Raw genomic sequence first — 24638 nt, 5'->3', positions numbered from 1 at the left:
TGACGGTGAACCACCCTAGGGCTTCTTCGGTGCGGGTGCTCGGAGGGGTCGGCCCGCCGGCAGCCCACCAACATCCACACCCCGAAGATTGGGTTTTCTTCTTCTTAGAAATCTCTACCGTCGTAATAGTAGGGGCTGTGGAAACTGGGGATAACTGCCGTTTCCGCTGCTCATCCGGGTTCAGGGCCGGTGGATAACCGGTGGATGAAGCCGTGGAAAACCGAGCCCTCCATCCACAGGACATTCTGTGTACACAGAGTGTCCACTCTTGCCCACACGTTCCCCACAAGACTTCCACAGGTTATCCACCGGGTTATCCACCGATCGGGCGGACCGCCCGAAGGGCCTTGTACACAGGGATATCCACGGATCATGGAAACCTGTCCACGGATCTTGGTCGGTTGTCCACACTGAATCCACAGGGACAATTTTTTGTCCACACATATCCACAGCCAATCCACAACCTTCGTCCACCGGTTGGGGATAACTCGACGACAGGCGTCGATATAGAGCGGCGGGCGGCGCGACCGCCTGGTCACACCGCCCGCCGAAGTGTCTTTCGTGCAGGTCAGGGCGTTTGCTTGATGCGGTTGGTGAGCTCCGCGATCTGGTTGTAGAGCGAACGCCGCTCCGCCATCTGCTGCCGGATCTTCCGCTCGGCGTGCATCACCGTGGTGTGGTCGCGCCCGCCGAACGCCGATCCGATCCGGGGCAGCGACATCGCCGTCAGCTCCCGGCACAGATACATGGCGACCTGGCGGGCGTTGACGAGCACCCGCGACCGGGAGTGCCCGCGCAGGTCCTCCAGGCTCACCCCGAAGTAGTCCGCTGTGGACACCATGATCTGGTCGGCCGTGATCTCCGGCGCGGTGCCGTCCGGGATGAAGTCGCGGAGCACCTCCTCAGCGATCTGCAGGCTCACCGGCGAGCGGGACAATGAGGCGTACGCCGTCACGCGGATCAGCGCGCCCTCGAGTTCCCGGATCGAGTTGGAGATCCGCGACGCGACGAACTCCAGCACCTCGGGCGGCGCGAACAACCGGTCCTGGGCCGCCTTCTTCTGCAGGATCGCGATCCGCGTCTCCAGGTCGGGCGGCTGGATGTCGGCGAGCAGGCCCCACTCGAACCGCGTACGCAGCCGATCCTCCAAAGTGGCTAGCTGCTTCGGCGACCGGTCGGAGGTGATCACGATCTGCTTGTTCGCGTTGTGGAGGGTGTTGAAGGTGTGGAAGAACTCCTCCTGCGTACGCTCCCGGTTCTCGAGGAACTGGATGTCGTCGATCAGCAGGATGTCGACGTCCCGATAGCGGCGTTGGAACGCGCTCTGCTTGTCGTCGCGCAGGGAGTTGATGAAGTCGTTGGTGAACTCCTCGGTCGAGACGTAGCGCACGCCGCGGGCATTGCCCAGCTGCTGGGCGTAGTGGCCGATCGCGTGCAACAGGTGCGTCTTGCCCAGCCCGGAACCGCCGTAGATGAACAACGGGTTGTACGCCTTCGCCGGCGACTCGGCGACCGCCACCGCGGCGGCGTGGGCGAACCGGTTCGAGGAGCCGATGACGAACGTCTCGAACATGTACTTCGGATTGAGCCTGTTGCCACCGGTCTCGGGCGCGGGCGGGCGGCCGCCGAGCGGACCGCGCCCTTCGGCCGGAGAGATGGACGGGGCCGACGCGCTCGGTGACCCGACGCGACCGGGCCCGCTCTCGGGGGCCCCGTCGTGGGCGGGCTCCCGCGGCACCGGCTGAGTCGGCACGGCGAACAACGCGTCCTCACCGTCCGGCGGCGGAGTGATCGCCACTGGCGGGTACGCCCCACTCGGATAGGACAGCGCCCGCTGAATCTCCGGGCGAGGTTCCTCCACCGGAGTCGGGCGCGGTGCCGGCGGGGCGGCGGGCGCGGGAGTGCCGTAGCCGCCACCCATGTAAAGCGGTGCGCGTTGAGTGTCGTCCTCCGGCGGCCGGACGGTCACGGCGACCTGTATCGGCCGGCCGAGGTTCCGCGACAGCGCGTCGGTGATCTGCGGGCGCATCCGGCTTTCGATGAAGTCCCGGGTGTACGGGTCCGGCACCGACAGCAGCGCGGTGTCCTCGACGATCGCGCGCAGCCGAGTGAGCTGAAGGTACGCCCGCTGCTGCGGCGAGATGATCTGGTCGGCGAGATCGTTGACGGCGTTCACCCAGACCGCGTCGAGGTCTCCCACTCTTCTCGCCCCCCAACCTTCTCCCCGGACGCCCGCGGCGCGGACTCTGCGCACAACGGCATCGAGCTAAGTTATCCACAACCCCCGCGCCGCGTGGCCCCGGGGCGGCAACGTGGCATTGACCGCACACCTGGCGGCTCGCGCGAGCGCTTCCCGGCCCCCACCCGGGTCCCAGCAGGATAACGAGGCAGCGACCACAAGACCACCGCGCTTTGGTCGCAGATCGACGCAGCGTGTACCCTGGACAGGTTGCTCCGCTGCCCAGCGCTCCTGAGAAGGATGCTAGGGTGGCGGCCGAAAAGACAGTCGAGACGACTGTCGCGAAGACCTCCCCCCGCCACCGTCCAGGAGCGGGGATGACCGCAGGAGAGCCTGACGTGAGCAAGCGCACGTACCAGCCGAACAACCGTCGGCGCGCCAAGACCCACGGCTTCCGGCTGCGCATGCGCACCCGTGCCGGCCGCGCCGTCCTGTCCGCCCGCCGGGAAAAGGGTCGCGCCCGCCTGGCCGTCTGAGCCGAGCGGAGCGGTGCCGCATGCTGCCGGCCGCGAATCGTCTGCGGAGCAGCCGCGAGTTCGCTGACGCCGTCCGCGCCGGTCGACGTGTCGGCCGGGGCACCGTGGTCGTCCACTTGAAGACCAGCATCGACCAGCCCGGGACCGTAGAGGCCCCGGGCTGTGTCATGTCCGCACCCCGTGCCGGTTTTGTCGTATCGAAGGCCGTCGGCGGTGCGGTTGTCCGGAACAAGGTCAAGCGTCGACTACGTCACCTTGTCGCGGCACGGCTCTCGGCGTACCCGTTGGGAACCACTCTGGTGGTGCGCGCGTTGCCCGCGGCGGCCCACGCGCCGTTCGATCAGCTGAGCGCGGATCTGGACGCCGCGCTTGTAGCCGCGGCTCGCCCGCGCCGCAAGAGGGAGGGCTCGTGAAGACCCTGCCTGGTGTAGCGCGACCTGCGACACTCCCCGGTCGCGTGCTGGCGCTGGGAGTTATCGCGTACCGTCGTTGGATAAGTCCGGGCCTGCCGGCCCGCTGCCGGTTCTACCCGTCTTGCAGCGCCTACGCGCTGGAGGCGCTCGCCGTCCACGGCGCGTTACGGGGTAGCTGGCTGGCGATCCGGCGGATCGGACGGTGTCACCCCTTCCACCCTGGTGGGTTCGATCCGGTTCCGCCGGCCGCCGCCCACCGCCGTAACGAGGCGACTGGAGCGCAACCCTAATGCTTGATCCGATCTACTACGCGGTGTCGTGGGTCATGCTCGCCTGGCACTGGGTCTTCGACGAGATCGGCGTCGGCGAGTGGCTGTCGACCAACTGGGACTGGGTCCTCTCGATCGTCTTCCTGGTGCTCACCGTCCGAGGCATCCTCTTCCCGCTCTTCGTCAAGCAGATCCGTTCTCAGCGCGCCATGCAGGCGATCCAGCCGAAGATGAAGGCGCTGCAGGAGAAGCACAAGGGTGACCGGGAGACGCTCCAGAAAGAGATGATGGAGCTCTACCGCACCGAGAAGGCCAACCCGCTGATGGGTTGCCTCCCGCTGCTGATTCAGATGCCCATCTTCCTCGGCGTCTTCCACGTCATCCGGCGACTCGACAGCGGCCAGCACAACCCCACGCTCTACGGGTGGAGCGAGACGCTCTTCCACAGCGCGAGCGACGCCGAGCTCTTCGGCGTCTCGATCGGCGCGACGCTGCGCAACGGCGGCCTGGCCACGGTTCTCTGTGTGATCTTCGGCGTCATCATGATCGCGACCACCTACCTCACCAGCCGCCAGATGATCCTGAAGACCGGCTGGAGCGAGGACCCCCAGCAGCGCATGGTCCAGCGGCTGATGCTCTACGGCATCCCGCTGACGATGATCATTTCGGTGTCGGCCTTCCCCCTCGGTTTGATCCTGTACTGGACGACGACCAACATCTTCTCGCTGGGCCAGCAGTTCTGGGTGCTGAAGAAGTACCCGCCGCTGGTGAACGGGAAGCCGGTCGAGCCCAAGCCCAAGGCGAAGAAGGGCGAGGACGTCGAGCTGATCGAGGCCCAGCGCAAGGCGCTGGCGCCCAAGGTCGGCGCGAAGCCGACGAACCCGAAGAAGGGCGGCTCGAAGCCGAAGGTCGGCTGAGCCTCGCCCCCTAAGCCATCGCAACAACCAACGGAGACAGCAGCGTGACCGAGACGAAGACCGAGGCGTTGGCCGCCGAAGAGCCGGCGGACGTGGCGGCGACCGCTGAGGCGGAGCAGAGTTCGGAACCGGCCGGCGACGAGGAGCTCTTCCACCAGAGCGAGATCGCGGCCGACTATGTCGAGGGTCTGCTGGACATCCTCGACTTCGACGGCGACATCGACGAGATGGTCTCGGGGGGACGCCCGATGGTCGAGGTGGTCGGCGAGCGCCTGGGCGCGCTCGTCGGACCGCGCGGCGCGACCCTGGAGGCCCTGCAGGAACTGACCCGGCTCGCGGTCTACCGCGAGACCGGGGCGCCGAGCCGGCTGCTGCTCGACGTCGGCGGCTACCGGGCCAACCGCAAGAAGGAACTCGTCGCGGTCGCCAAGAACGCGATCGAGAAGGTGCGCGAGCACGGCGAGCCGGTGCAGTTGGAGCCCATGTCGGCGTTCGAGCGCAAGTGCGTCCACGACGTGGTCAACGCGGCCGAGGGCGTCGAGAGCGAGTCGGAAGGCGTCGAGCCGAACCGCCGGATCGTCGTCCACCCGGTGTGACGACCGCGATAATGGATCACATGACCCATGACCCCGCCGCGCCGGACTTCTCGGCCGGCGGGGTTCCTGCTTCTCTGGAACCTGCGGCCATTCGGCTGTTCGGGTCTCGCCTCGACCTCGCGTCTCGCTACGCGCAACTCCTTGCCACCGAAGGAGTTGTACGCGGACTGATCGGCCCGCGGGAGGCGCCCCGGATCTGGGATCGCCACCTCCTCAACTGTGCGGTGGTGGCCGAGTTGATTTCCTCCGGGGAAACGGTGGTTGATGTCGGCTCCGGGGCCGGTCTGCCGGGTATCGTGCTCGCAGTGGCTCGGTCCGACATTTCGGTCACCCTCATCGAGCCGCTGGCGCGACGCACCGCTTTCCTCACCGAGGTGGTGGAGGCTCTCGAACTCGGCAACGTGACCGTCCATCGAGGACGGGCTGAGGAAGCGGCCGGCGCGGAGGCGGATGTGGTGACGGCCCGAGCGGTCGCACCGCTGGATCGTCTGGCCGCATGGTGCCTTCCGCTGGCCCGAATCGGCGGTCGGATGTTGGCACTCAAGGGCTCCTCCGCCGCGGAGGAGATCGCCGAGCACCAGGCGGCGGTCACTCGTCTCGGCGGCGGTCCCGCCGTGGTCGTGCGCTGCGGTGAAGGCCTGATCGAGCCGCCGACCACCGTGGTCGAGGTGGCGTGCATCGCGCGGACGAAGTCGAAGCCGTCTAAGGCGGCACGCTCAGGGGCGCGGTCGCGGCGGTGATCCGGCCTCGGGCGCGAGGCGCGCATGGGGGTCGAAGGTGGGGGTACGCAGGGGTCGGCGCCCGAGAAGCTTGGCCGACGTCGAACGTCTTTCACGTCCGGCCGCAGCGCCCCTGCCACCATCTTCGGGCGCGGGGTCTCAGGGTGTGGGATGGCCCACTGGAGCTGTGCCGCGCGTAGCGGGTCGCCTCCTGCTGGTGAACGGACTAGCGGTGTTCACCCCGCCGGTTCGTGCCGTTGACGATGCCCGACCGGTGGACTCAACTGGAATCACGAGCGCCAGCGCCGTAGGCTGGCCGCGCGTCGTTTGTGTGGACCCCCTTCTGGTGCGGGTCAACGACGCGGTCGAGCCGTCATCCATCAGGGGCAGGGATGTGACCGTGCAGAACGATGTTTCACGTGAAACATCGGTGCCGCAGCCGCGGACACCGACCTTTCTGGCACCCGAGTACGCCGAATCGGGTGCCCAACGTGAGGCTGAGCCGGTGGGCCAGCGCGAGGCGGAGCCACCGCGAACCGTGACGGGGTACGCCCCCGCTCCCCCGAACCCGCCCGGCACCCGTCCGAGCCCGTCTCCCCGTCCAGTCAGCGCGGTCCCCGGCGCGACCGCCACCAACGCTGCGCATGTCGAAACCGAGGTCCCCGTGGCGAACACGTACGGTGCAGAGGAAACGGCGGCCGAGCCGCGCGAGGACGACCCGCCGCTGGCGATGGAGGCTATGCGAGCCGTGCAGATTCTGAACCCGAGCGGCGAGATCACCATGCCTCGCCCGGCCCGGCCCCGTGTCATGTGTGTGGCGAACCAGAAGGGCGGCGTCGGCAAGACCACGACGACCGTGAACCTGGCGGTCGCCCTCGCGCTGCACGGCAACCGCGTACTGGTGGTCGACCTCGACCCTCAGGGCAACGCCTCAACCGGGCTGAACGTCCCCCACCACGCCGGCATCCCGGACGTCTACGACTGCCTGATTGAGAACGTGCCGCTGGCCGACGTCGCCCAGCCGGTCGAGGGCATTCCGAACCTGCACTGCGTACCGGCGACGATCGACCTGGCCGGTGCCGAGATCGAGCTCGTCTCGGTCGTCGCGCGGGAGTCCCGCCTCGGGCGGGCCATCCAGGCGTACCCGACCGAGTTCGACTACGTCTTCATCGACTGCCCGCCGTCGCTCGGCCTGCTGACGGTCAACGCTCTCGTCGCGGCGCAGGAGGTGCTGATCCCGATCCAGTGCGAGTACTACGCGCTGGAGGGTCTGAACCAGCTCCTCAACAACATCAACCTCGTGAAGGCCCACCTGAACCCGACGCTGGACGTGTCGACGATCCTGCTGACCATGTACGACCGGCGTACGCGCCTAGCGGATGCGGTCGAGCAGGACGTCCGCAACCACTTCGGGGACAAGGTGCTCACCTCGGTGATCCCCCGCAACGTGCGGGTGTCCGAGGCGCCCAGCTACGGCCAGTCGGTCATGACGTACGACCCGGGCTCCCGTGGGGCGACGAGCTACTTCGAGGCAGCCCAGGAGATCGCCGAGCGCGGCGCGAAGATCGGAGTCACCGCATGAGTGCCGCTGCACGGCCGAAGGGCGGGCTGGGGCGTGGCCTCGGCGCGCTGATCCCGACCGGACCGGCGCCCGCCGCCGCACCTGAGGAGCCGGCGCCCGCCGCGCCCCGGCAGAGTACGCCGGCGGCCGAAGTCGTGCCGCCCACCGCTCCCCCGGCCCCCACCGCACCCGATTCGCGTGAGCTGGCTCCCGTTCCGGGCGCACGGTTCGCCGAGATCTCGGTCGACTCGATCGTCCCCAACCCGAAGCAGCCCCGAACCGTCTTCGACGAGGAAGCGCTGGAGGAGCTGAAGATCTCCATCCAGGAGGTCGGCTTCCTTCAGCCGATCGTGGTCCGCGACCTCGGTGCGGACAAGTACGAACTCGTCATGGGTGAGCGCCGTTGGCGCGCCGCCCAGGCGGTCGGCAAGGATCTCATCCCGGCGATCATCCGGGACACCCGGGACGACGACATGCTCCGGGACGCCCTCCTGGAGAACATCCACCGGGCGCAGCTGAACCCGCTCGAAGAGGCAGCCGCGTACCAGCAGCTGCTGGAGGAGTTCGGGGCGACACATGAAGAACTCGCGCGCCGGATCGGCCGCAGCCGGCCGCAGATCTCGAACACCATCCGGCTACTGAACCTGCCGGCGCCGGTGCAGCGTCGGGTGGCGGCGGGCGTACTAAGCGCGGGCCACGCCCGGGCGCTCCTGGGGCTGGACGACTCGGGGAGGCAGGAGGAGCTGGCGACCCGCATCGTCGCCGAAGGTCTTTCTGTCCGGGCGGTCGAAGAACTCGTCACGCTCGCGCTGTCCGACGGTACGCCAGCCGAGAAGTCCCCCGCCGCCCGCCGGACCAAGCCGCACGCGCCGGCCCTGACGGATCTGGCCGACCGCCTCTCCAACCGGTTCGACACCCGGGTGAAGGTCGACATCGGCCGCTCCAAGGGGAAGATCACGATCGAGTTCGCGACGGTGGACGACCTGGAGCGCATCGTCGGCATCATCGGCGTGGACCGCCAGGAGTAATCCGGAATATCTTGCACGGCCTTGTGCCGTCTCGCTCCGTCTCGCACCATCTCGTACGGCCCGGTCGCTTGGAGCGGCCGGGCCGTTCTCGTTGTGGATCTCCGTGTTTCACGTGAAACATCGGTGGGTCACTCCCCTCCCCCAGGGGTGGTGTCGCTCTTGGCTGGCGAGGGTCGGTCGTGCCGGGTGCCTCGGCCGGGTTGGATTCCGGTGGCGGGCGTCAGGGCTCACGGGTTGAGGTGAGGACGGTGCCTGGGCTTCTGGAGCGGATTCTCGAGTCGCGGTCGGGACGTTCGCTCGGTCGGTGCGCTCGCTCGGGCAGATCGGTCGGTGCGGTCGCTCGGCGGCGCTCGCTCGGTCAGATCCGATCGGTGTCGGGGGATCTGGTCGACTCCGGTTAGGGCGGGATCGGCGGTGCCGGTGTGCCGGTGCAGCCGTGCCGTGGCGGTGCAGCCGTGAGGTCGCCGTGTCACGCGGCGGTCGGCGCTGCGGCTGCGCCGGGTGGGGTGACGTGATCCGCCGATCCCCAATCCCGGCCCCCAATCCCGGCGGCTCCCAATCCCGGCGAGCCCGGTCCCTCGGTCTCCCCACCCTCAGCCAGTCGGTTCCCCCGTTCGCCTCGGTGCCCGGCGCTCCCCGGTCCTCTGGTCTTCTGGCTCCCGGTCGTGGGTCCGATCGGGTTGCCGATCGCGGTCGGCGAGGCTCGGCACCCAGACCTGGCTCGGGCGGCGAAGGAGCGGCATTCCCAGTCGGTTCAGCGGCCGTCCGTGGCGGTGGCACGAACTGGGCTGGTTCGGCGCTACTGGTTCGGACCAGGCTGGCCAGCCTGGCCGGTTCGGCCAAAGGTGGTCCGTAGGCCGACTCGGTGGGCCTAGCGCCATTGGCTCAGCACGTCGGGCCCCAGCGCGGTGGAGTCCAACGCGGTGGGGCTGGCTCGGTGGGGCCCAACGCGGTGGGGCTGGCTCGGTGGGGCCCAACGCGGTGGGGCTGGCTCGGTGGGGCTGGCTCGATTCGCGGCTGGGCCTGCTCGGTGGGCCTGGCTAGCCACCACGGTCCGACTCGCAACGCTGCAGGTCCCCTGCCCGGATCCCAAGCGCGAGCGCGGTTCGTCGGCTAAGCAGCTGCTGGATCGTGGGGGTCCTGTGGAGATGCGGACCGCCACCCGATCGGTATAGCGAGGGTTGCCGCGGATGGTGCCGGGTTGCGGCGACAACTCCCGGGGTGGGAGCTGAGATCGGAGGCACGTTCACCGAGCCGATTCGCTGACCCGATTCCACTGAGCTAGTACGCGCCCCGATCCTCGGCGCGATTGGCGGTCGCCATCCTGGGCATGGGTCGGCGTGCCCAAGGCTGCGGGCCCCGTGCGAGCGGGCCCCGTGCGAGCGGGCCCCGTGCGAGCGGGCCCCGTGCGAGCGGGCCCCGTGCGAGCGGGCCCCGTGCGAGCGGGCCCCGTGCGAGCGGGCCCCGTGCGAGCGGGCCCCGTGCGAGCGGGCCCCGTGCGAGCCGGCCCAGTGCGAGCTGGCCCAGTTTGGGGCCGGCCCGGTGTTTACGGGTTCGGCGTGTGTGCGCGACCTGTGTGCATGGGCCAGGCTTTCGCGCCCGGCGTACGTCGGACCCAACGTGGGCTCGTAGTGCGTCGGTTCCGGGTGCGTTGGTTCCGAGTGCGTTGGACCCGGCGTGCGTGCGTCCGGCGTGCATGGGTCCGCACGCCTCGCGGTTGGCTCGAGCCAGCGTGCTTGGGCCTGGCGCAAGCGAAGTGCCGCGGCGTTTAGGCGTTCGATCGCGTTGTCGACCTCACACCAACGGAGGCGCGTGGCGCAGCGTGGGCGAACGGAACTGGGCCGCGCCGGGGCCAGAACGACCCACCCTCAGCGAGGCGGCCGAGCGACCAAAACGGCTCTGCGCGCAGCCGTTGCCCGCTCTCCTGTCGGCGTTGGGTTCGAAGTTCCTCTCCACACCGCACTATGCGTTGAGCTCTGCAGCGCCGAACATCGCTCCCCTGGCGTACCGCGAGCCGGCGCTTGGCGGTTTGCTGCCGGCCGGATCGGGCTCGACATTGGCATCGCGTACGAGGCTCGGATGTGGGTGTTCAAGGCAGCCCTTGGGACCTCGCGACAACTGGAGCTCGCCGGGACCACGACTTCGTGGCGTCGGTCAGGGCTTCTGGTCCGGCAAGCTCAAGAGCGAACCGCTCGTCGTCGTTCCCGTCAAACCGCCGACGGAGTGCATAGCGCTTCGTCACCCGGCACCAGGAGCCAGGATCCAGTTAGTGACGTCTGCGTCTTCACGTGGCGCGGCGTTGTGGTGGAAGGCTCTCGCCGTCGACCGCCGGATCTGTGTGGCCCTGCACGGGTGCCTGTTCGGCTCCACCGAGGGCTGGGCGGTTCTCGACCAGTTGAGGTGAGCATCAGACGGCGGCCGGAGTCCGGTGGGTTCGCCGCCGGAGTTCCGACAGCATTCGGCTGCGAGGGAATCCTGGTGGCGAGGCTGGTTCTGGCATGGGCTGCGTTGGACCGCCGCTTCGTGCGTTTCCTACTGCTGACGTGAACCCCGGCCTGTATCGGGCGTGGGGCCGGCCCGGCTGATACGGCGCACCGATGGCGCCCGTGGGTGGTGTGTGTCCTCCGGTACCCCGGCCTACGCGCATCGCGCCGCGAGGAACCGCCGAACCTTCAACGCCAAATTCCAACGCCAGAATTCCAACGCCGAACTTCAGGCGCCGCGCATTGCACTCCGCTAATCCGCAGCCGACCTCCGCCCGATGGCGGGCCCACCGCGACGGGGATTCACCGCGACGGCGGTCTGCGACGATGGCGCCTGTGACGACGACGGTCCTTGTGGCGGCGCTGCCGATCCGAAGCGTGCCACCTGGCGACGCGCTTCGGATCCAGACGCCCATACCGAAGTCTCGGCATGGGCGTCAGCACCGAGCACGCCCGCCATGAGAACCGCCCACTTGCCAGCTGAATCTCAAATGGATCTTCCTGTTTCACGTGAAACATCGCGCAGCCGCGCCCTGTCACGACGGCGGATCGGGATCCGTTCGGTAGGTCCGGCCGCTGGGGCTCTCCCATGCGAAATGGCCCGGCCGGATCTGACGTAACCGGTGCCCGCCTTCGTGTTTCAGTCGGTGGTGATGTCGGCACAGCAGGCCGAGATTCTCGTCGGTCGTCGGGCCGCCGAAAGCGTGGTCGACCGTGTGGTCCGTATCGCAGGTGCGAGCGGGATTGGTGCATCCAGGCGCGCGGCAGGTGTTGTCGCGAGCGGCGACCCACCGCCGCGTGGCGGCATCGGGGAAACGGGCGGTTGGATCGCTCGCCGTCGGCGGGCACGGCTGGAGTGGTTGCAGGCGCAGTACGCCGGGCGCCACCGGCTCGCTTTGGCAACCCGCAACGCGCGCCAACGGAGTACGCGGCGATTTGGTGCGCGGTGCGGCGACGTGTGAGGAGCCGGTGTGCGGCGAGCCGGGGCGAGCCCGCGTAGTCCCGGCGTACAGGAGTTGGCCGTCGCCGTCGTAAACCCGGTAGCGCCAATGAGTGGCGAGCCACTCCCCCAACTTCGCGCCCAACTTGTCGCCCCGTTCGGCCGCGGCGGCTTCGCCGTGGCGTCGTGCTGCTTCCTGCCTCGCCTGCTGCGCCGCCACCTGCCGGGCGATGTCGGCGATGACCGGTCCGTAGCCCGCGAGGTGTGCGGGGGCCTCGGATTGCCCCGTCAGCGTTTCCAGTGGAACAAGAAGCTCGACGACGCCGGGGCGGGCGACGGGGCTTGCGCCACAGTCAACTCCGGCGAGGAGGTCACAGAAGATGTCGGCGCGCAGCTGGTCGAGCGTACGCGTGTCGCCGTCGCGCTTCCGCCCGCGGGCGAGTGCGTCGACGCGCTCGAAGGCGGCCGCGGCTTTGGCCGGTGGTAGGAAGATTCCGGAGAGGCACGCCGTGGTGTCATCGTTCGGCGAGAGGCACACTCGACGCTCCGCGACAGATCGGTCGTAGCGAGCCCGGGCGGCGTCGGGGTCGGCGGTGAGCAACTCCTTATGGAGTCGGGCTCGGAGTTGCCCGGCTGTCAAGTCGACCGCGATGGGCAGCAACCGGGTAGCCACATCGCGGGCGACCTCATCCGGTGCAGCGATGAGAACGTCGGAGAAGACCTTCGCTCGAGCCAGGCAGATGTCGCCGCGATCCAGCGCCGACCACGCCATCGGCAGTCGAGCCAGAAGATCCTGCGCCAAGGCGACCTGGTTCTGCGCGCCGCGCCGGGTGAGATGCAAGGCGAAGGCCACCTCATCGGAGTCGAACCCGACGCCGGTCGACTGAGCGGCGACGATCGTCATCCCCTGGAGCAGACGAGCTTGGGCGTGGGCCGCTTGCCTCGCGAGCGCGACGAGCACATCCACCTGCTCCCCCGGTGCGAGCGAGCCGGAGCCCATTGCCAAGGGGGCCAGCCCACCGGGATCCAGCACGTCGCAGCCCGGCACCGTGGGGCTCGGCTCGACGGAGTACCGCACCCTGGAGTTCGACACGTCGGGGTCCAGCACCGTTGAGTCCGGCACGTCGGGGTCCAGCACCGTTGAGTCCGCCACGTCGGAGTCCGGCGCTGTGGAGTTCGGCTCGACGAAGCCCCGCACCAGGAAGCCAGGCGTGCCGGAGGGCGGCGCTGAAGGAGCCGGCCTGCCAGGATCGGACGCCATCGGGTCGGGCACGTCGGAGTTCGGCACTGCGGGAGCCGGTGCGGCGGAGCCTGACGCCATCGGGTCCGGTACCCCTGAGTCCAGCACCGCGCAGTCCGGCGAACCCGGCTTCGGTGCCTCGGGGGTCGATGCCCGAGAAGTCAGTGCCTCAAGAGCCGCCGCCAGCTCAGGCCCGGCTGGCAGTGCAGCCAGCCGAGAGACCATGGAGATGCGGCGAGCATCGAACACATGTTTGATCCTAGGCGATCAAGAATGGCCAACACCAGCCCTGTGGAACAAACCAGCTGGACCTGTGGATGAACGGCATCCAGAGATGCCCGGGACCTGCGAAATCCCCAGGGCCGAGCGAAGTTATCCACAAGATTGATGGAGTTATCCTCAGGCTCCGTTTCACGTGAAACGGCCGGGGAATCTGGTACATGGTTACCCTCCGGAGCCGATCGTGAGCGCGGAAAACCCACGTTGACGGGCCATTTCTCGACGCACCCTGCGGTACGCCCGCAGCCGGCCACCGTTCGCGCGACGTCGGGCGGAAGCCATTCTCCACAGAGTTATCCACAGGGTGGTGTGCGTACCGGTGGATAACTCTGTGGATTGTGGACGACCGCAGTCGGTTTCACGTGAAACGGGGGCTGCCGGGAGGGTGAGGGCATGCCCGGAGGGGAGACAGCCGATGACCCGCTCCGATAGGGTTCCCTCGTGGCTGAAACACCCCTCCCCCTCCCTGCCTTCACCTCGTGGGACACGTTCCCGTTCGAGGGCGATCTGAAGGTCAAGGCGCTGGACGCGCCGGTCGACGTAGAGCCTGCCCGCAAGGGTGAGGAGATCGCCGACTGCAAGGCTTGCCAGTCCGGCGACGACTCGTACATCTGGGTCAATGAGCGCTGGCGGGTGCGCTCGATGGACCGCCCCACCGGGCTGCCGATGATCCTGATCCTCGAGCCGCGCTCGCATCTGGATCTGGGCGACCTGCCCAACCTGCTCGCCGCCGAGCTGGGCGTCATGACGGTACGCGTCGAGCGCGCGATCCGGTCGCTAGACGATGTCGCGAGAGTGCACGTGAACCGTTGGGGAGACGGCGCCGCGCACCTGCATCTCTGGTTCATGGCGCGGCCGAAGGGGCAGCTGCAACTACGCGGCTCGTTCCTGCCGATGTGGGACGACATCCTGCCGCCGGCTGAGGAGCGTAAGTGGCGGGAGGACCTCGCGCTCGTCGCCGCATGGCTCGCCGAGTTCGGCGGTACCGCATGGGCGCAGCCGCCGCGGATCGAATGGCAGGCACCGTCGAGCTTCGTCGACGGGCTCGGAGTGCTGCCGATCGACGTAGACCCGGTTGAGCCGGAGGCAACAGCGGGTCCGGCGGGAGTGGGGACGGCGCAGCCACCTACCGTCGAGAGCGCATCACCGATCAGCGGAGGACTGGCGCCCGGCGGAGTCAACGACCGGCCTGAAGCAAGCGCCCAGAACCCGGCCAACCAGAACCCGGCCAACCAGAACATGGCCGAACAGGACGGGGCCAACCAGGACGCGGCTGACCAGAACGGGATCGTGCAGATCACGGACCGCGGTGTGGAGACGGCTGCGGTCCAAACGTCAAGCCCTGGGACTCAGTCGCAGGGCGAAGCGGCTCGGGTGTCAGCGCCAGAAGCGCAGGCGTACAGCCAAGCGACGCAGCCGCAGACTCCTGAGCCGGGCAAGTCGAGTGGCCTGGCGGTGGGCGTGGCCTCGGTGCCCCGTCCCGGACAACCGACAGGACAGGCTGGACAGGCTGGACCGGCGGCGCCGACGGGCCAACCCACGGAGCCAGGACAGCCGGCAGGGCCGGGACATTCGACGCCGACGAGCGGTCAGCCCACGGGGTAGCCGATGCCGGGCCAAGCCCAATAGCGAAGGCCACGCGTGGGCGGCGGACCCAAGCAGGATGCCGAGCCGAGCCCCAGAACGGAGCCAAACGAGACACCCGAGCTGTGCCCTCAGGGGCGGAGCCAAATGGAACCCGCCAAGCGGAGCCAAACAGAACCTCGGAGCGAAGCCAAACGGGACCTGAGCCGAACCCCGGAGCGAAGCCAAACGGGACCTGAGCCGAACCCCGGAGCGGAGCCAAACGGGACCTGAGCCGAACCCCGGAGCGGAGCCAAACGGGACCTGAGCCGAACCCCGGAGCGAAGCCAAGCGGAGCCAAACAGAACCTCGGAGCGAAGCCAAGCGGGATACCCGAACCGCGCCTCCGAGCGGGTCGCCGTGGGACGCCAGAGCCGTGTCCCACGGCCGGAGTAGAGGACGACATGGAGGGCGCACGTAGCGTGGCGCCAGGCGCGGCAACCGAACCGGCCGCGAAGACAGAGCCACGCGCAGCCGCAACGGCCAAGCCGGGTAGCGCCCAGCCCGATTGAGCACAACCCGATTGAGCACAGCCAACAGAACTCAAATAGCGCGACAGAAACGGCGGCTGGTTTCACGTGAAACCAGCCGCCGTTCGTAGAGCCGTTTCACGTAAAACGAGAACGTGAAACGCGGAAGCCGGCGAGCGGGCGGAGCGTCGAACCAGCCGAAGCTGTCGGTGCCGCCGTTCCAGCCTGTCCAGCGGGACCTGTCCGTTGTCCGGGACGGGGGACCGAGGCCGCACCCACCGCTGGTCCAGCGAATCAGCCGAGCCACCGAATCAGCCCGCGACCGAGTCGGCTGGGCCACCGAATCAGCCGAGCCACCGAATCAGCCGAGCCACCGAATCAGCCGAGCCACCGAATCAGCCGAGCCACCGAATCAGCCGAGCCACCGAATCAACCGGGCCACCGAATCAACCGGGCCACCGAATCAACCGGGCCACCGAATCAACCGGGCCACCGAATCAACCGGGCCACCGAATCAACCGGGCCACCGAATCAACCGGGCCACCGAATCAACCCGTCCAACTGCCGAACAGCCGAGCAAGCGAAGCGCGCGAGACATGCGAGCCGAGCACGCCGAGAACCCGAGCCAATCCAGGAAGAAGCCGCTTACCAGGGCAACGGGCCATCTTCGTTGAAGAATTGCGCAGTCGGCCCGTCCGCCCCGATCTGGGCGAGGCGTACGGCCACCCGTGCCCCGTCTTCCGGCGTCTTGAACCCGGCTTTTCCGTTGAGGTCGGTCGCGGTGTATCCGGGGCATACCGAGTTCACCTTGATGGGCGTGTCCCAGAGTTCTTTGGCGTACTGGACGGTGATCATGTTGACCGCCGTCTTGGAGACGGGGTATCCGATGCTCACCAGCGACCAATAGGGGCTCGACTGGTCGAGGCTCAGGCCGAACGAGCCGACTTCGCTGGCGACGTTGACGATCCGGCCGGTTTCCGCCTTGCGGATCAGTGGCAGCATCGCGTTGGTGACGGTGACGAGGCCGAAGACGTTCACTTCGAAGACGGCTCGGATCGAGTCGACGGACTGGCCGCTCGGCGCCCAGGCGGCCGGGTCCATGGCCCGCTCGTCGCCGTCGGCGCGGGCGATGCCGGCGTTGTTCACGAGTACGTCGAGGTGGGCGTACTCGTTGTCGATGTGCTTGGCGGCGGCGGCCACCGTAGCCGGGTCGGTCACGTCGAGCTGGACGTACCGGACGTCGAGTCCGTCGGCGGCCAACGCTGCGGCGGCTGCGGTTCCCCGCTCGGTGTCTCGCGCTCCGAGCAGGACGGTGTAGCCCGCCGTGCCGAGGCCGCGGGCGATCTCGTAGCCGATTCCCTTGTTGGCGCCGGTGATGAGTGCGATCGAAGTCATGTATCCACGGTGCCGAGCCTGCCGGTGAACAAACAGGCCCGGCTGAGGGTGGTATCGCCGGTACCTGGATAGCGCGCCCGAAGCGTAGGAAGCTGGAAGGCATGAACCGTGCGGATCTCGCCGAGTACCTGCGAGCCAGAAGGGCCCGGCTTCGGCCGATCGACGTCGGGTTGCCGGACAACGGCCGGCGGCGTACGCCTGGGTTGCGGCGGCAGGAGGTCGCTCAGCTCGCTGGGATGTCGGTGGAGTACTACACGCGACTGGAGCAGGCTCGGGGTCCTCGGCCGTCCCGGCAGATCCTGAACGCACTCGGCCGGGCGCTGATGCTGAGCATCGACGAGCGGGCGCATCTGTTCCACCTGGCCGGGGAGACCGTCTCCCCCGCCAGCCGTCCCGCCGGCGATGTGCCGCGCGGCATTCTGAACATGATCAGCGCGATGTCGGACCAGCCCGCGTACGTCATCGACGTCAAGTACGACATTCTCGCCTGGAACGAGCTGGCGAAGGAGTTCATCGGCGATCTCAGCGCGCCTGGCGTCGAGCGGAACATGCTGCGCTGGATCTTCCGGTCGCCGCATCTGGCCGAGTATCTCTGCGACCTCGACCACAGCGTCTTCGTCCGGTCGGCCGTCGCCGACCTTCGGGCGGCCTCGGCCCGCTATCCCGACGACGACAGTCTGAACAGTCTCGTCGCCGAGCTGCTGCGGCTGAGTCCCGAGTTCGGCGAACTGTGGGCCGACCACGAGGTCGAGGTGCGCCGGGGCATGAACAAGACCTTCGTGCACCCCGTCGTCGGCACCGTCGACTTCCACTGTGAGGTGCTGTTGATCCCCGATCGGGATCAGCGCCTCATCGTCTACACCACCGAGCCGGGATCGCCGTCCTGGCGGGCGATGCGGGAGCTGCGGCAGGGGCAAGCCAAGATCGTGAATTGAGTACGCTGACCGGGTGGGCGCGCGCGGCAGGGTACTGGTCGGCTCGCTCGCCGTCACGTCGCTGGTGGGCTACGGCTGCCTCTTCTACGCGTACTCGGTGCTGTTGACGCCGATGTCGCGCGATCTTGGCGCCAGCCCGACCAGGGTGACCTTCGCGATGACCTTGTGCACCCTGGCGTCGGCGGGTACCGCGGTGCTGGCGGGGCGGTGGATCGATCGGCGCGGCGGGCGTGGCCTGATGACCGCGGGCTCGGTCGGCGCGACCCTCCTGCTGGCGGCGGCGTCCCAAGTGGACGATCTCATGACGCTCTATGTCGTGTGGGCCGGGATCGGCGTGACCTGGGCGTTGGTCCTCTACGAGCCGGCTTTCGCGGTGATCGTCCCCCGGATGCCCGCCGAGCGGCGCGCGCTGGCGCTGCTGACCGTCACGATCGTCGGCGGCTTCGCGAGTACCGTCTTCCTGCCGCTCACCGGTGCGCTGGTGGAGCATCTGGGCTGGCGCGAGACGCTGCTCTGGCTGGCCGCGATCCTCGGCGTGGTCACCATTCCGCTGCATTTCGTCGCCGTTCCCGAGGGCCCGGCGACCAGCCATCGGCACGGGCACGCCAGCAAGACGGTGATCGCGGAAACCCTGCGGCGGCCGCTCTTCTGGCTCTACGCGGTGGCCTTCACCGCCAACAGTTCCGTCGTCACCACGCTGGGCATCCAGCTTGTGAGCATTCTGCGCGACCTCGGGCACTCCACGACCGTCGCCGCGAGTATCGCCGGGCTCATCGGCCTGCTCTCGGTCACCGGCCGGATCGCCATCACCGCGTTGCAGCGCTGGACCCAGCCGGTCGGCGTCGTGTGTGGACTGTTCGCGGTGCAGGGCGTCGCGCTCGGACTCCTGCCGTTCGTCGGGCGCGCGACCGTGGGAGCGGTGCTCTGCGTGGTCACCGTCGGCCTCGGCTTCGGCGTCGCGACAGTCACGCGCCCCGCGCTGGTCGCCCAGCACTTCGGCACCACCCACTTCGGCACGGTCGCGGGCATGCTCAGCACCTCCGCCGCGATCGGCGCGACCACCGTGCCGCTCACGGTCGCGGCGCTGCGCGGCGCGGCCGGATCGGTGGTCCCGGTGGAGTTCTGCGCGGCGCTTTTCGCGCTGGCCGGTCTCCTGCTCTTCACGAGTACGCGGACAGCAGCGACCGCCGTGGGCGACTAACGGGCCGCAGCGCGCTGGACGAGCTTCGCGAGCACCTGGCCGAAGTCCAAACCGGCGGCCTGCACGGCCATCGGCAGCAGCGACGTCTCGGTCATTCCCGGCGCGACGTTCACCTCGAGAACAGTGCACTCGCCTTCGGGCGTGACGATCAGATCGACCCGGGACAGGTCGCGCAGCCCGAGCGCCTGGTGCGCAGCCAGGGCAGCGGCGGCGACCTCCTCGGCGACCTCGGGCTTGAGCCGAGCGGGCGTGTGCCACGTCGTCACGCCCGCCGTGTAGCGGGCGGCGTAGTCGTAGACGCCGCTGTTCGGCACGATCTCGACCGCCGGGAGGGCCAACGGCCCCTCCCCCAGGTCGATCACCGAGACGGCCACGTCCACGCCGCCGACATAACGCTCGACCAGCGCCGTCGGCCCGTACGCGAAGCAGCCCACCATCGCGGCGGGCAGCGCGTCCGCCGTACGCACGACGGAGGCGCCGAGACCCGATCCGCCTTGCGCGGGCTTGACCATGAGCGGCAGGCCGAGGCGTTCCACGATGCGATCCAGCACCGCCACCGCGCCGAGTTCGGAGAAGCGCTCGTGCGGCAGCGCGACCCACTCCGGGGTCGGGATCCCGGCCTCCGAGAGCACTGCTTTCGCTGACGGCTTGTCCCAGGCCAACCGGGCTGCCCGGGCGTCGCAGCCGACGTACGGGACGCCGGAGAGGTCGAGCACGCCACGGAGGCTGCCGTCCTCGCCGATCCCGCCGTGCAGGGCGATGACGATCGCATCCGGCGGGTCCTCCCGCAACAGCGGCAGCAGCGTGACGTCGGGATCGTGCAGTTCGGCGTCGACCCCGACCGCCTTGAGCGCGTCGATCACCCGCTGGCCGGAGCGCAGCGAGACGTCCCGTTCGTAGGACAGGCCCCCGGCGAGGACGAGGACGCGGTCGACCTGGGCGGTGCTCGGCATGGCCTCGATCATGCCAGGCCGGGGTTGTCGGCCCCCGGCCAACTGGTCCCCGCCGACGGCGCAGTGCCGAGGCCGCTCCCGGAGCCGAAGACGGCCCGCATCGCCATCTCCTGCTCGATGACCCCGGCGAGACGGCGTACGCCCTCACGGATGCGCTCAGCGGGCGGGAAGGAGAAGTTGAGCCGGATGTGCTGCTGACCGGTGCCGTCGGCGTAGAAGCCCGTTCCCGGCACGTACGCCACCCGGGCGGCGATCGCGCGCGGCATCATCGCCTTGGCATCCATCCCCTCCGGCAACGTCGCCCACACGAACAGGCCACCGTCCGGCTTGGTCCAGGTCATCCCGGCCGGCATCAGGTCGGCCAGCGACTCCAGCATGGCGTCCCGGCGCTCCGAGTAGAGCTGCGCGAACGTCTTGATCTGCTCCCGCCACGGCATCGTCGCGAGATAGGTGCTCACGGCGTACTGCGAGAAATGGGGCGGGCAGAGGATCTGCGCCTCGGTCGCGATCACCAGCTTGTCGCGTACCGCGTGGGGAGCCAGAATCCAGCCCACCCGCAGCCCGGCCGCGATCGTCTTGGAGAACGTGGACAGGTAGAAGACCCCGTCACGGCGGCGGGCGCGCAGCGGGCGCGGAGCCTGGCCGCCGAAGCTGAGCTTGCCGTACGGGTCGTCCTCGATGACCAGCAGTCCGGCGCGTTCGCAGATGTCCAGGACCTGCTCCCGGCGCTCCTCGCTGAGGGTCACGCCGGCCGGGTTCTGGTAGGTCGGGATCGTGTAGAGGAACTTCGCCCGGCGTCCGGCCGCGGCGGTCGCCTTGATCGCCTCTTCGAGTGCGGCGGGGATGAGACCGTCGTCGTCCATGGCGACATGGACCACGCGGGCCTGCGCCGCCTGGAACGCGCCGAGCGCGCCGACATAGGTCGGGCCCTCGGCGAGCACGACGTCTCCGGGATCGAGGAACAGTCGCGCGACCAGGTCGAGCGCCTGCTGGCCGCCGATGGTCACGACGACGTCGTCCGGCGAGGCGCCCATGGCCGCGTCGATGCCGCTGTCGGCCATCACCTCGCAGATCTGCTCGCGCAGCTCGGGCAGGCCCTGGCCGATGCCGTACTGAAGCGCCTGGGCGCCCTGGTTGACGATCAGGTCGCGCAGCATCTCGCCGATGGCGTCCAGCGGCAGAGCGGAGGTGTAGGGGGCGCCCCCGGCGAGGGAGACGACCTCGGGGCGGTTGGCTACGGCGAAGAGCGCTCGGATCTCGCTGGCGGTCATTCCGGCGACGCGCTGTGCGTATACCCCGGTGTAGTCGTCCAGCGTCGTTCCGCTGCTGTCGCTCCAGCCGCTCATGCCAGCCTCGCCTCCCAGCGCCCCTGGCGAGGCGCGCATACAAGCTTCGATAGTAACGGCGCGTGGGCACCCGGGTCGCGGCCAGTTCGCCGAAGGTGGCTCTTCGTCCCGGTAGATGGACGCGAACGGCGGATCGTGTCCGGATCTCCTCGCCAAGGGTAGTTACGGCGCGTAAGGTCGGGGGGTCGGCAAATTCCAGCATCACTACCCAGAGCGGGCACGCCATGTCGCGACGCGTGGTCAATCTGACCCTGGACACCCTGGAAGACCTGCCCCGCAGTTGCCGGGGCTGCGTGTATTGGGAGCTGGATCCCGTCTCGGCCGAGCGCGCCTGCGCCAACGGTGATCCGGGGCTGGAGAAGGAAGCCTGGATCTCGCAGACGCTCCTCGAATGGGGCTCCTGCGGCAAGATCGTCTACGTCGACGGGATGCCGGCCGGCTTCGTCATGTACGCGCCGCCGGCTTACGTGCCGCGCAGCCACGCCTTCCCGACCTCGCCGGTATCCCCCGACGCCGCCCTGTTCATGACGGCAAACGTGGTCGCGCCGTTCGCCGGGGGCGGGCTGGGGCGCATGCTCGTCCAGGCGATGGCCCGCGACCTGATGAAGCGCGGGATCAAGGCGATCGAGGCGTTCGGCGACGCCAAGTTCGGCGAGCTCGACTCCGAGCTGGGCCCGGTGGGCTGCGTGACCCCGGCCGACTTCTTCACGGCGGTCGGCTTCAAGACCGTCCGCCCGCACCCACGCTTCCCCCGCCTGCGGATGGAACTGAGAACAGCGCTCTCGTGGAAGTCCGACGTCGAGTACGCCCTGGAGAAGCTCCTCGGCTCGATGTCCCCCGAGGGCCTGCTGCGCCCGGTACGCCCCGCGACGCGGTCGCTATCGGGCCAGCTCGGCTCGTAGCGCGCTGACGTCGATCGAGCCGGTGAGCACGTCGGCGTCGACGGGGTAGTACATCCGCTGCACGGCCGCGACGATCGCCTCGACGACCCGATCGCGGAATCGGGGATCGGTCAGGCGCTCCCGGTCCGACGGTGAGGTCAGGTAGCCGATGTCCACGCGTACGGCGGGCATCCGGGTGAGCTTGAGGACGTCCCAGCTCTTGGCGTGCACCTGGCAGTTGCGCAGTCCGGTCCGGGCCACGATCTCGCGGAGCACCAGCCCGGCCAGCCGCTCCCCCATCGTCGAGGTGACGCCGTTGTCGGTGCCGTAGTGGAACGCGGCGACCCCATCAGCCTCCGGGTTCTTGTGCCCGTCGAGGTGAATGGAGATCAACAGGTCCGCGCCGAGGTCGTTGGCGAGCTGCGCCCGCTGCAGGCTGGAGACCTCCGCGGGCGGATTGGGCCCGCGCGTCAGATGCACGCGCATGCCGCAAGCGGCCAGCCGGCCCTCCAGCCGGGCGGCCAGGTCGTACGCGAGATCGGCCTCGGACCAGCGCAGCGGCCCCTCCGGGACGGTGACGCCGGGATCGTCGGCGCTGCCGTGCCCGGGGTCGATGACGATCTGCCGGCCGACCAGCACCGGGCCGTACGCCTGGAAGACCTGCTCCTCCCGGAGCCGCAACGGAGCGCCGCCGACGACCTTGCGGCCGAGCCGGCGCAGCGCGTGCAGCGTCTGCGGGCCACAGGCCCCGTCCGGCGTCAAACCGACCTCTCGTTGGAACTGCGCCACCGCTCGCGCCGTACGCGGTCCGTAGACCCCGTCGGCCCGGCCGACGTCGTAGCCCATCTCGAGCAGGCGTTCCTGCAGTTGGCGTACGTCGTCGCCGGTGATCGCGTCGGGCACGGCGTGGTAGAGGGTCCGGGCGCCCAGATGCCACTGCGCGGCGAGCAGCGCTCTCCACGTCTCGTCGCCCACTTCGCCGTCGACCGACAGTCCGCGGCTCTGCTGGAAAGCCCGCACACCGCGTTCCATGTCATCGGTGAACTGGGCAGCGTCATCGGGCTTGTCCACGGCCAGGCTCATGCCCGCGAGGATGCCGCGGATCTCGAGCACAGCCGCGCCCTGGTCGCCCCGCCGGATCGGACGCACGAACCACCTCCTGCCGAAACCTTCCCCGGACCCATCCCCCGCACCACGGCCGGCCTAACCAGCGGCGGCGTGTCCGGCTTGCCGGATGTGCGAGGAGAAAGCCCACGGGAGCGTACCGTGCGCGTCGCCGAAAACGGCACACGAAACGGCTTCGGCCCCGTCAGCGAAGGCCGACGGGGCCGAAGGGGCCGGCTGCGGGACTAGAGAGCCGACTCGATGAGCCGGACCAGGTCGCCCTTGGGCTTGGCGCCCGCCACGGACTGCACCGGCTGGCCGCCCTTGAAGATGGTCAGCGTCGGAACCGACATCACCCGGTACGCACGGGTGGTCTCCGGGTTCTCGTCGATGTTGACCTTCACGATGCGTACCCGGTCGCCCATCTCGTTGGCGATCTCCTCCAGCACCGGCGACACCTTGCGGCACGGCTGGCACCACTCGGCCCAGAAGTCCACCAGGACCGGCTTGTCGGACTGGAGCACATCGCTGACGAAAGTGTCGTCGGTGACGACCTTGGCACCCATGGGGGTCTCCTTTGCGGTTGGCGCTGATCAGTGGAGGTGGGCCAGCCAGCGCTCGGCGTCGAGCGCGGCGGCGCAGCCGGAGCCGGCCGCGGTGATGGCCTGGCGGTAGGTGTGGTCTACCAGGTCGCCGGCGGCGAAGACGCCGGGCAGGTTCGTGTAGGTCGATTGGCCCTGGGTGACGACGTAGCCGTCGTCGTCCAGCTCCACCTGGCCCCGGAACAGCTCGCTGCGGGGGTCGTGGCCGATCGCCACGAAGACGCCGGTCACGTCGAGCTTGCGCTGCTCGCCGGTGACGGTGTCGTGCAGCGTGACGCCGGTGACCTTGCCGTCGGAACCGAAGATCTCGTCGATCGCGGAGTTCCAGGCGACCTTGATCTTCGGGTTGGCCAGGGCGCGCTCGGCCATGATCTTGCTGGCGCGGAACTCGTCGCGACGGTGGACGATCGTCACGGTCTCGGCGAACTTCGTCAGGAAGGTCGCCTCCTCCATCGCGGAGTCGCCGCCGCCCACGACCACGATGTGGTGGTCGCGGAAGAAGAAGCCGTCACAGGTCGCGCAGGACGACACGCCGTGGCCCAGGAACTCCTGCTCCCCCGGTACGCCCAGCGGCCGCCAGGCCGAGCCGGTGCTGAGAATGACCGCGCGAGCGGTGTACTCCGTCTCGCCGACCCAGACCTTCTTCACGTCACCGCTCAGGTCGACGCGGGAAGCGTTGTCGGTCAGGAACTCGGCGCCGAAGCGCTCGGCCTGCTTGCGCATCTGGTCCATCAGCTCGGGGCCCATGATCCCGTCCGGGAAGCCGGGGAAGTTCTCGACCTCGGTCGTGGTCATGAGCGCCCCGCCGGATTCGAAACCCTCGATCACGAGCGGATTCAGGTTGGCCCGCGCGGCATAGATCGCCGCCGTGTATCCGGCGGGACCAGATCCGATGATGATCAAGTTCCTGACGTCGCTCACAGTTGCTCCTCGGGCATCTGCCATGGGGACGGACCGCGTCACCGACC

21 protein-coding genes are annotated in these 24638 nt (G+C 68.9%); 13 read left to right on the top strand and 8 right to left on the bottom strand.

Annotated features, from left to right (window positions below):
* Window positions 1–568: 568 nt before the first annotated feature.
* Entirely contained in the window at window positions 569–2200 is a 1632-nt protein-coding gene (dnaA, locus tag HDA40_RS22865) for a chromosomal replication initiator protein DnaA (protein ID WP_253759203.1), read from the bottom strand.
* 377 nt (window positions 2201–2577) lie between these two features.
* Between dnaA and rpmH the strand changes: the two genes are divergently transcribed.
* The 9 genes from rpmH (at window position 2578) to HDA40_RS41620 (ending at window position 10622) form a co-directional block, all read left to right on the top strand.
* The gene (gene rpmH, locus HDA40_RS22860) at window positions 2578–2715 is read left to right on the top strand and encodes a 50S ribosomal protein L34 (protein WP_253759201.1); all 138 of its coding nucleotides are present in this window, start codon (window positions 2578–2580) and stop codon (window positions 2713–2715) included.
* Window positions 2716–2735: 20 nt separating this feature from the next.
* A complete protein-coding gene (rnpA, locus tag HDA40_RS22855) occupies window positions 2736–3128 on the top strand; it encodes a ribonuclease P protein component (RefSeq protein WP_253759199.1) in 393 nt (130 codons plus the stop codon).
* Window positions 3129–3172: 44 nt separating this feature from the next.
* The gene (yidD, locus tag HDA40_RS22850; RefSeq protein WP_253763744.1) at window positions 3173–3418 is read left to right on the top strand and encodes a membrane protein insertion efficiency factor YidD; all 246 of its coding nucleotides are present in this window, start codon (window positions 3173–3175) and stop codon (window positions 3416–3418) included.
* Window positions 3418–4314 (top strand): membrane protein insertase YidC, encoded by an 897-nt coding sequence (gene yidC / locus HDA40_RS22845; protein ID WP_253759197.1) that lies wholly within the window; start codon window positions 3418–3420, stop codon window positions 4312–4314. The genes yidD and yidC overlap by 1 nt, the downstream gene beginning before the upstream one ends.
* A 17-nt stretch (window positions 4315–4331) precedes the next feature.
* A complete protein-coding gene (locus HDA40_RS22840; protein WP_372503176.1) occupies window positions 4332–4910 on the top strand; it encodes a Jag family protein in 579 nt (192 codons plus the stop codon).
* A 20-nt stretch (window positions 4911–4930) separates the two neighbouring features.
* Window positions 4931–5650: a 16S rRNA (guanine(527)-N(7))-methyltransferase RsmG gene (rsmG, locus tag HDA40_RS22835; protein ID WP_253759195.1), complete on the top strand. Its 720-nt coding sequence runs from the start codon at window positions 4931–4933 to the stop codon at window positions 5648–5650.
* Window positions 5651–6134: 484 nt separating this feature from the next.
* Window positions 6135–7211 carry a ParA family protein gene (locus HDA40_RS22830; RefSeq protein WP_308197745.1) on the top strand — a complete coding sequence of 359 codons (1077 nt, stop codon included), beginning with the start codon at window positions 6135–6137 and terminating at the stop codon, window positions 7209–7211.
* Window positions 7208–8218: a ParB/RepB/Spo0J family partition protein gene (locus tag HDA40_RS22825; RefSeq protein WP_253759193.1), complete on the top strand. Its 1011-nt coding sequence runs from the start codon at window positions 7208–7210 to the stop codon at window positions 8216–8218. Before HDA40_RS22830 ends, HDA40_RS22825 begins: the two co-directional genes overlap by 4 nt.
* 2269 nt (window positions 8219–10487) lie before the next feature.
* On the top strand, window positions 10488–10622 hold the full coding sequence (locus HDA40_RS41620; protein ID WP_275978286.1) for a hypothetical protein: 135 nt from the start codon (window positions 10488–10490) through the stop codon (window positions 10620–10622).
* A gap of 615 nt (window positions 10623–11237) precedes the next feature.
* Here HDA40_RS41620 and HDA40_RS22820 read toward each other — a convergent pair.
* Entirely contained in the window at window positions 11238–12962 is a 1725-nt protein-coding gene (locus HDA40_RS22820; RefSeq protein WP_253759191.1) for an HNH endonuclease signature motif containing protein, read from the bottom strand.
* 864 nt (window positions 12963–13826) lie between these two features.
* Between HDA40_RS22820 and HDA40_RS22815 the strand changes: the two genes are divergently transcribed.
* Window positions 13827–14765 (top strand): hypothetical protein, encoded by a 939-nt coding sequence (locus tag HDA40_RS22815; protein WP_253763741.1) that lies wholly within the window; start codon window positions 13827–13829, stop codon window positions 14763–14765.
* Between the two features lie 1133 nt (window positions 14766–15898).
* Here HDA40_RS22815 and HDA40_RS22810 read toward each other — a convergent pair.
* Window positions 15899–16648: an SDR family oxidoreductase gene (locus HDA40_RS22810; protein ID WP_253759182.1), complete on the bottom strand. Its 750-nt coding sequence runs from the start codon at window positions 16646–16648 to the stop codon at window positions 15899–15901.
* A gap of 101 nt (window positions 16649–16749) precedes the next feature.
* Here HDA40_RS22810 and HDA40_RS22805 point away from each other — a divergent pair, with 101 nt between their 5' ends.
* Both HDA40_RS22805 and HDA40_RS22800 read left to right on the top strand, forming a co-directional pair.
* Window positions 16750–17583, top strand: coding sequence for a helix-turn-helix transcriptional regulator (locus HDA40_RS22805; RefSeq protein ID WP_253759180.1), 834 nt, complete (start codon window positions 16750–16752; stop codon window positions 17581–17583).
* Between the two features lie 13 nt (window positions 17584–17596).
* The gene (locus HDA40_RS22800) at window positions 17597–18784 is read left to right on the top strand and encodes an MFS transporter (RefSeq protein WP_253759178.1); all 1188 of its coding nucleotides are present in this window, start codon (window positions 17597–17599) and stop codon (window positions 18782–18784) included.
* Here HDA40_RS22800 and HDA40_RS22795 read toward each other — a convergent pair.
* Window positions 18781–19737, bottom strand: coding sequence for a D-alanine--D-alanine ligase family protein (locus HDA40_RS22795; protein WP_253759176.1), 957 nt, complete (start codon window positions 19735–19737; stop codon window positions 18781–18783). The two genes, HDA40_RS22800 and HDA40_RS22795, sit on opposite strands and share 4 nt — an antisense overlap.
* Window positions 19738–19745: 8 nt before the next feature.
* The gene (locus HDA40_RS22790) at window positions 19746–21083 is read right to left on the bottom strand and encodes an aminotransferase-like domain-containing protein (RefSeq protein ID WP_253759174.1); all 1338 of its coding nucleotides are present in this window, start codon (window positions 21081–21083) and stop codon (window positions 19746–19748) included.
* A gap of 224 nt (window positions 21084–21307) precedes the next feature.
* Here HDA40_RS22790 and HDA40_RS22785 point away from each other — a divergent pair, with 224 nt between their 5' ends.
* The gene (locus HDA40_RS22785) at window positions 21308–21985 is read left to right on the top strand and encodes a GNAT family N-acetyltransferase (protein ID WP_253759172.1); all 678 of its coding nucleotides are present in this window, start codon (window positions 21308–21310) and stop codon (window positions 21983–21985) included.
* Here HDA40_RS22785 and HDA40_RS22780 read toward each other — a convergent pair.
* The 3 genes from HDA40_RS22780 to trxB form a co-directional block, all read right to left on the bottom strand.
* Window positions 21962–23113 (bottom strand): N-acetylmuramoyl-L-alanine amidase, encoded by a 1152-nt coding sequence (locus HDA40_RS22780; protein ID WP_253759170.1) that lies wholly within the window; start codon window positions 23111–23113, stop codon window positions 21962–21964. The genes HDA40_RS22785 and HDA40_RS22780 overlap by 24 nt on opposite strands.
* Window positions 23114–23313: 200 nt before the next feature.
* A complete protein-coding gene (gene trxA / locus HDA40_RS22775; protein WP_253759168.1) occupies window positions 23314–23634 on the bottom strand; it encodes a thioredoxin in 321 nt (106 codons plus the stop codon).
* A gap of 27 nt (window positions 23635–23661) precedes the next feature.
* Entirely contained in the window at window positions 23662–24591 is a 930-nt protein-coding gene (trxB, locus tag HDA40_RS22770; protein WP_253759166.1) for a thioredoxin-disulfide reductase, read from the bottom strand.
* Window positions 24592–24638: the final 47 nt, after the last annotated feature.

It is taken from the genome of Hamadaea flava (genome assembly GCF_024172085.1).
Lineage (GTDB): Bacteria > Actinomycetota > Actinomycetes > Mycobacteriales > Micromonosporaceae > Hamadaea > Hamadaea flava.
Note: the sequence above shows the minus strand (reverse complement) of the source record. Positions and strands in the feature narration are given on the sequence as shown.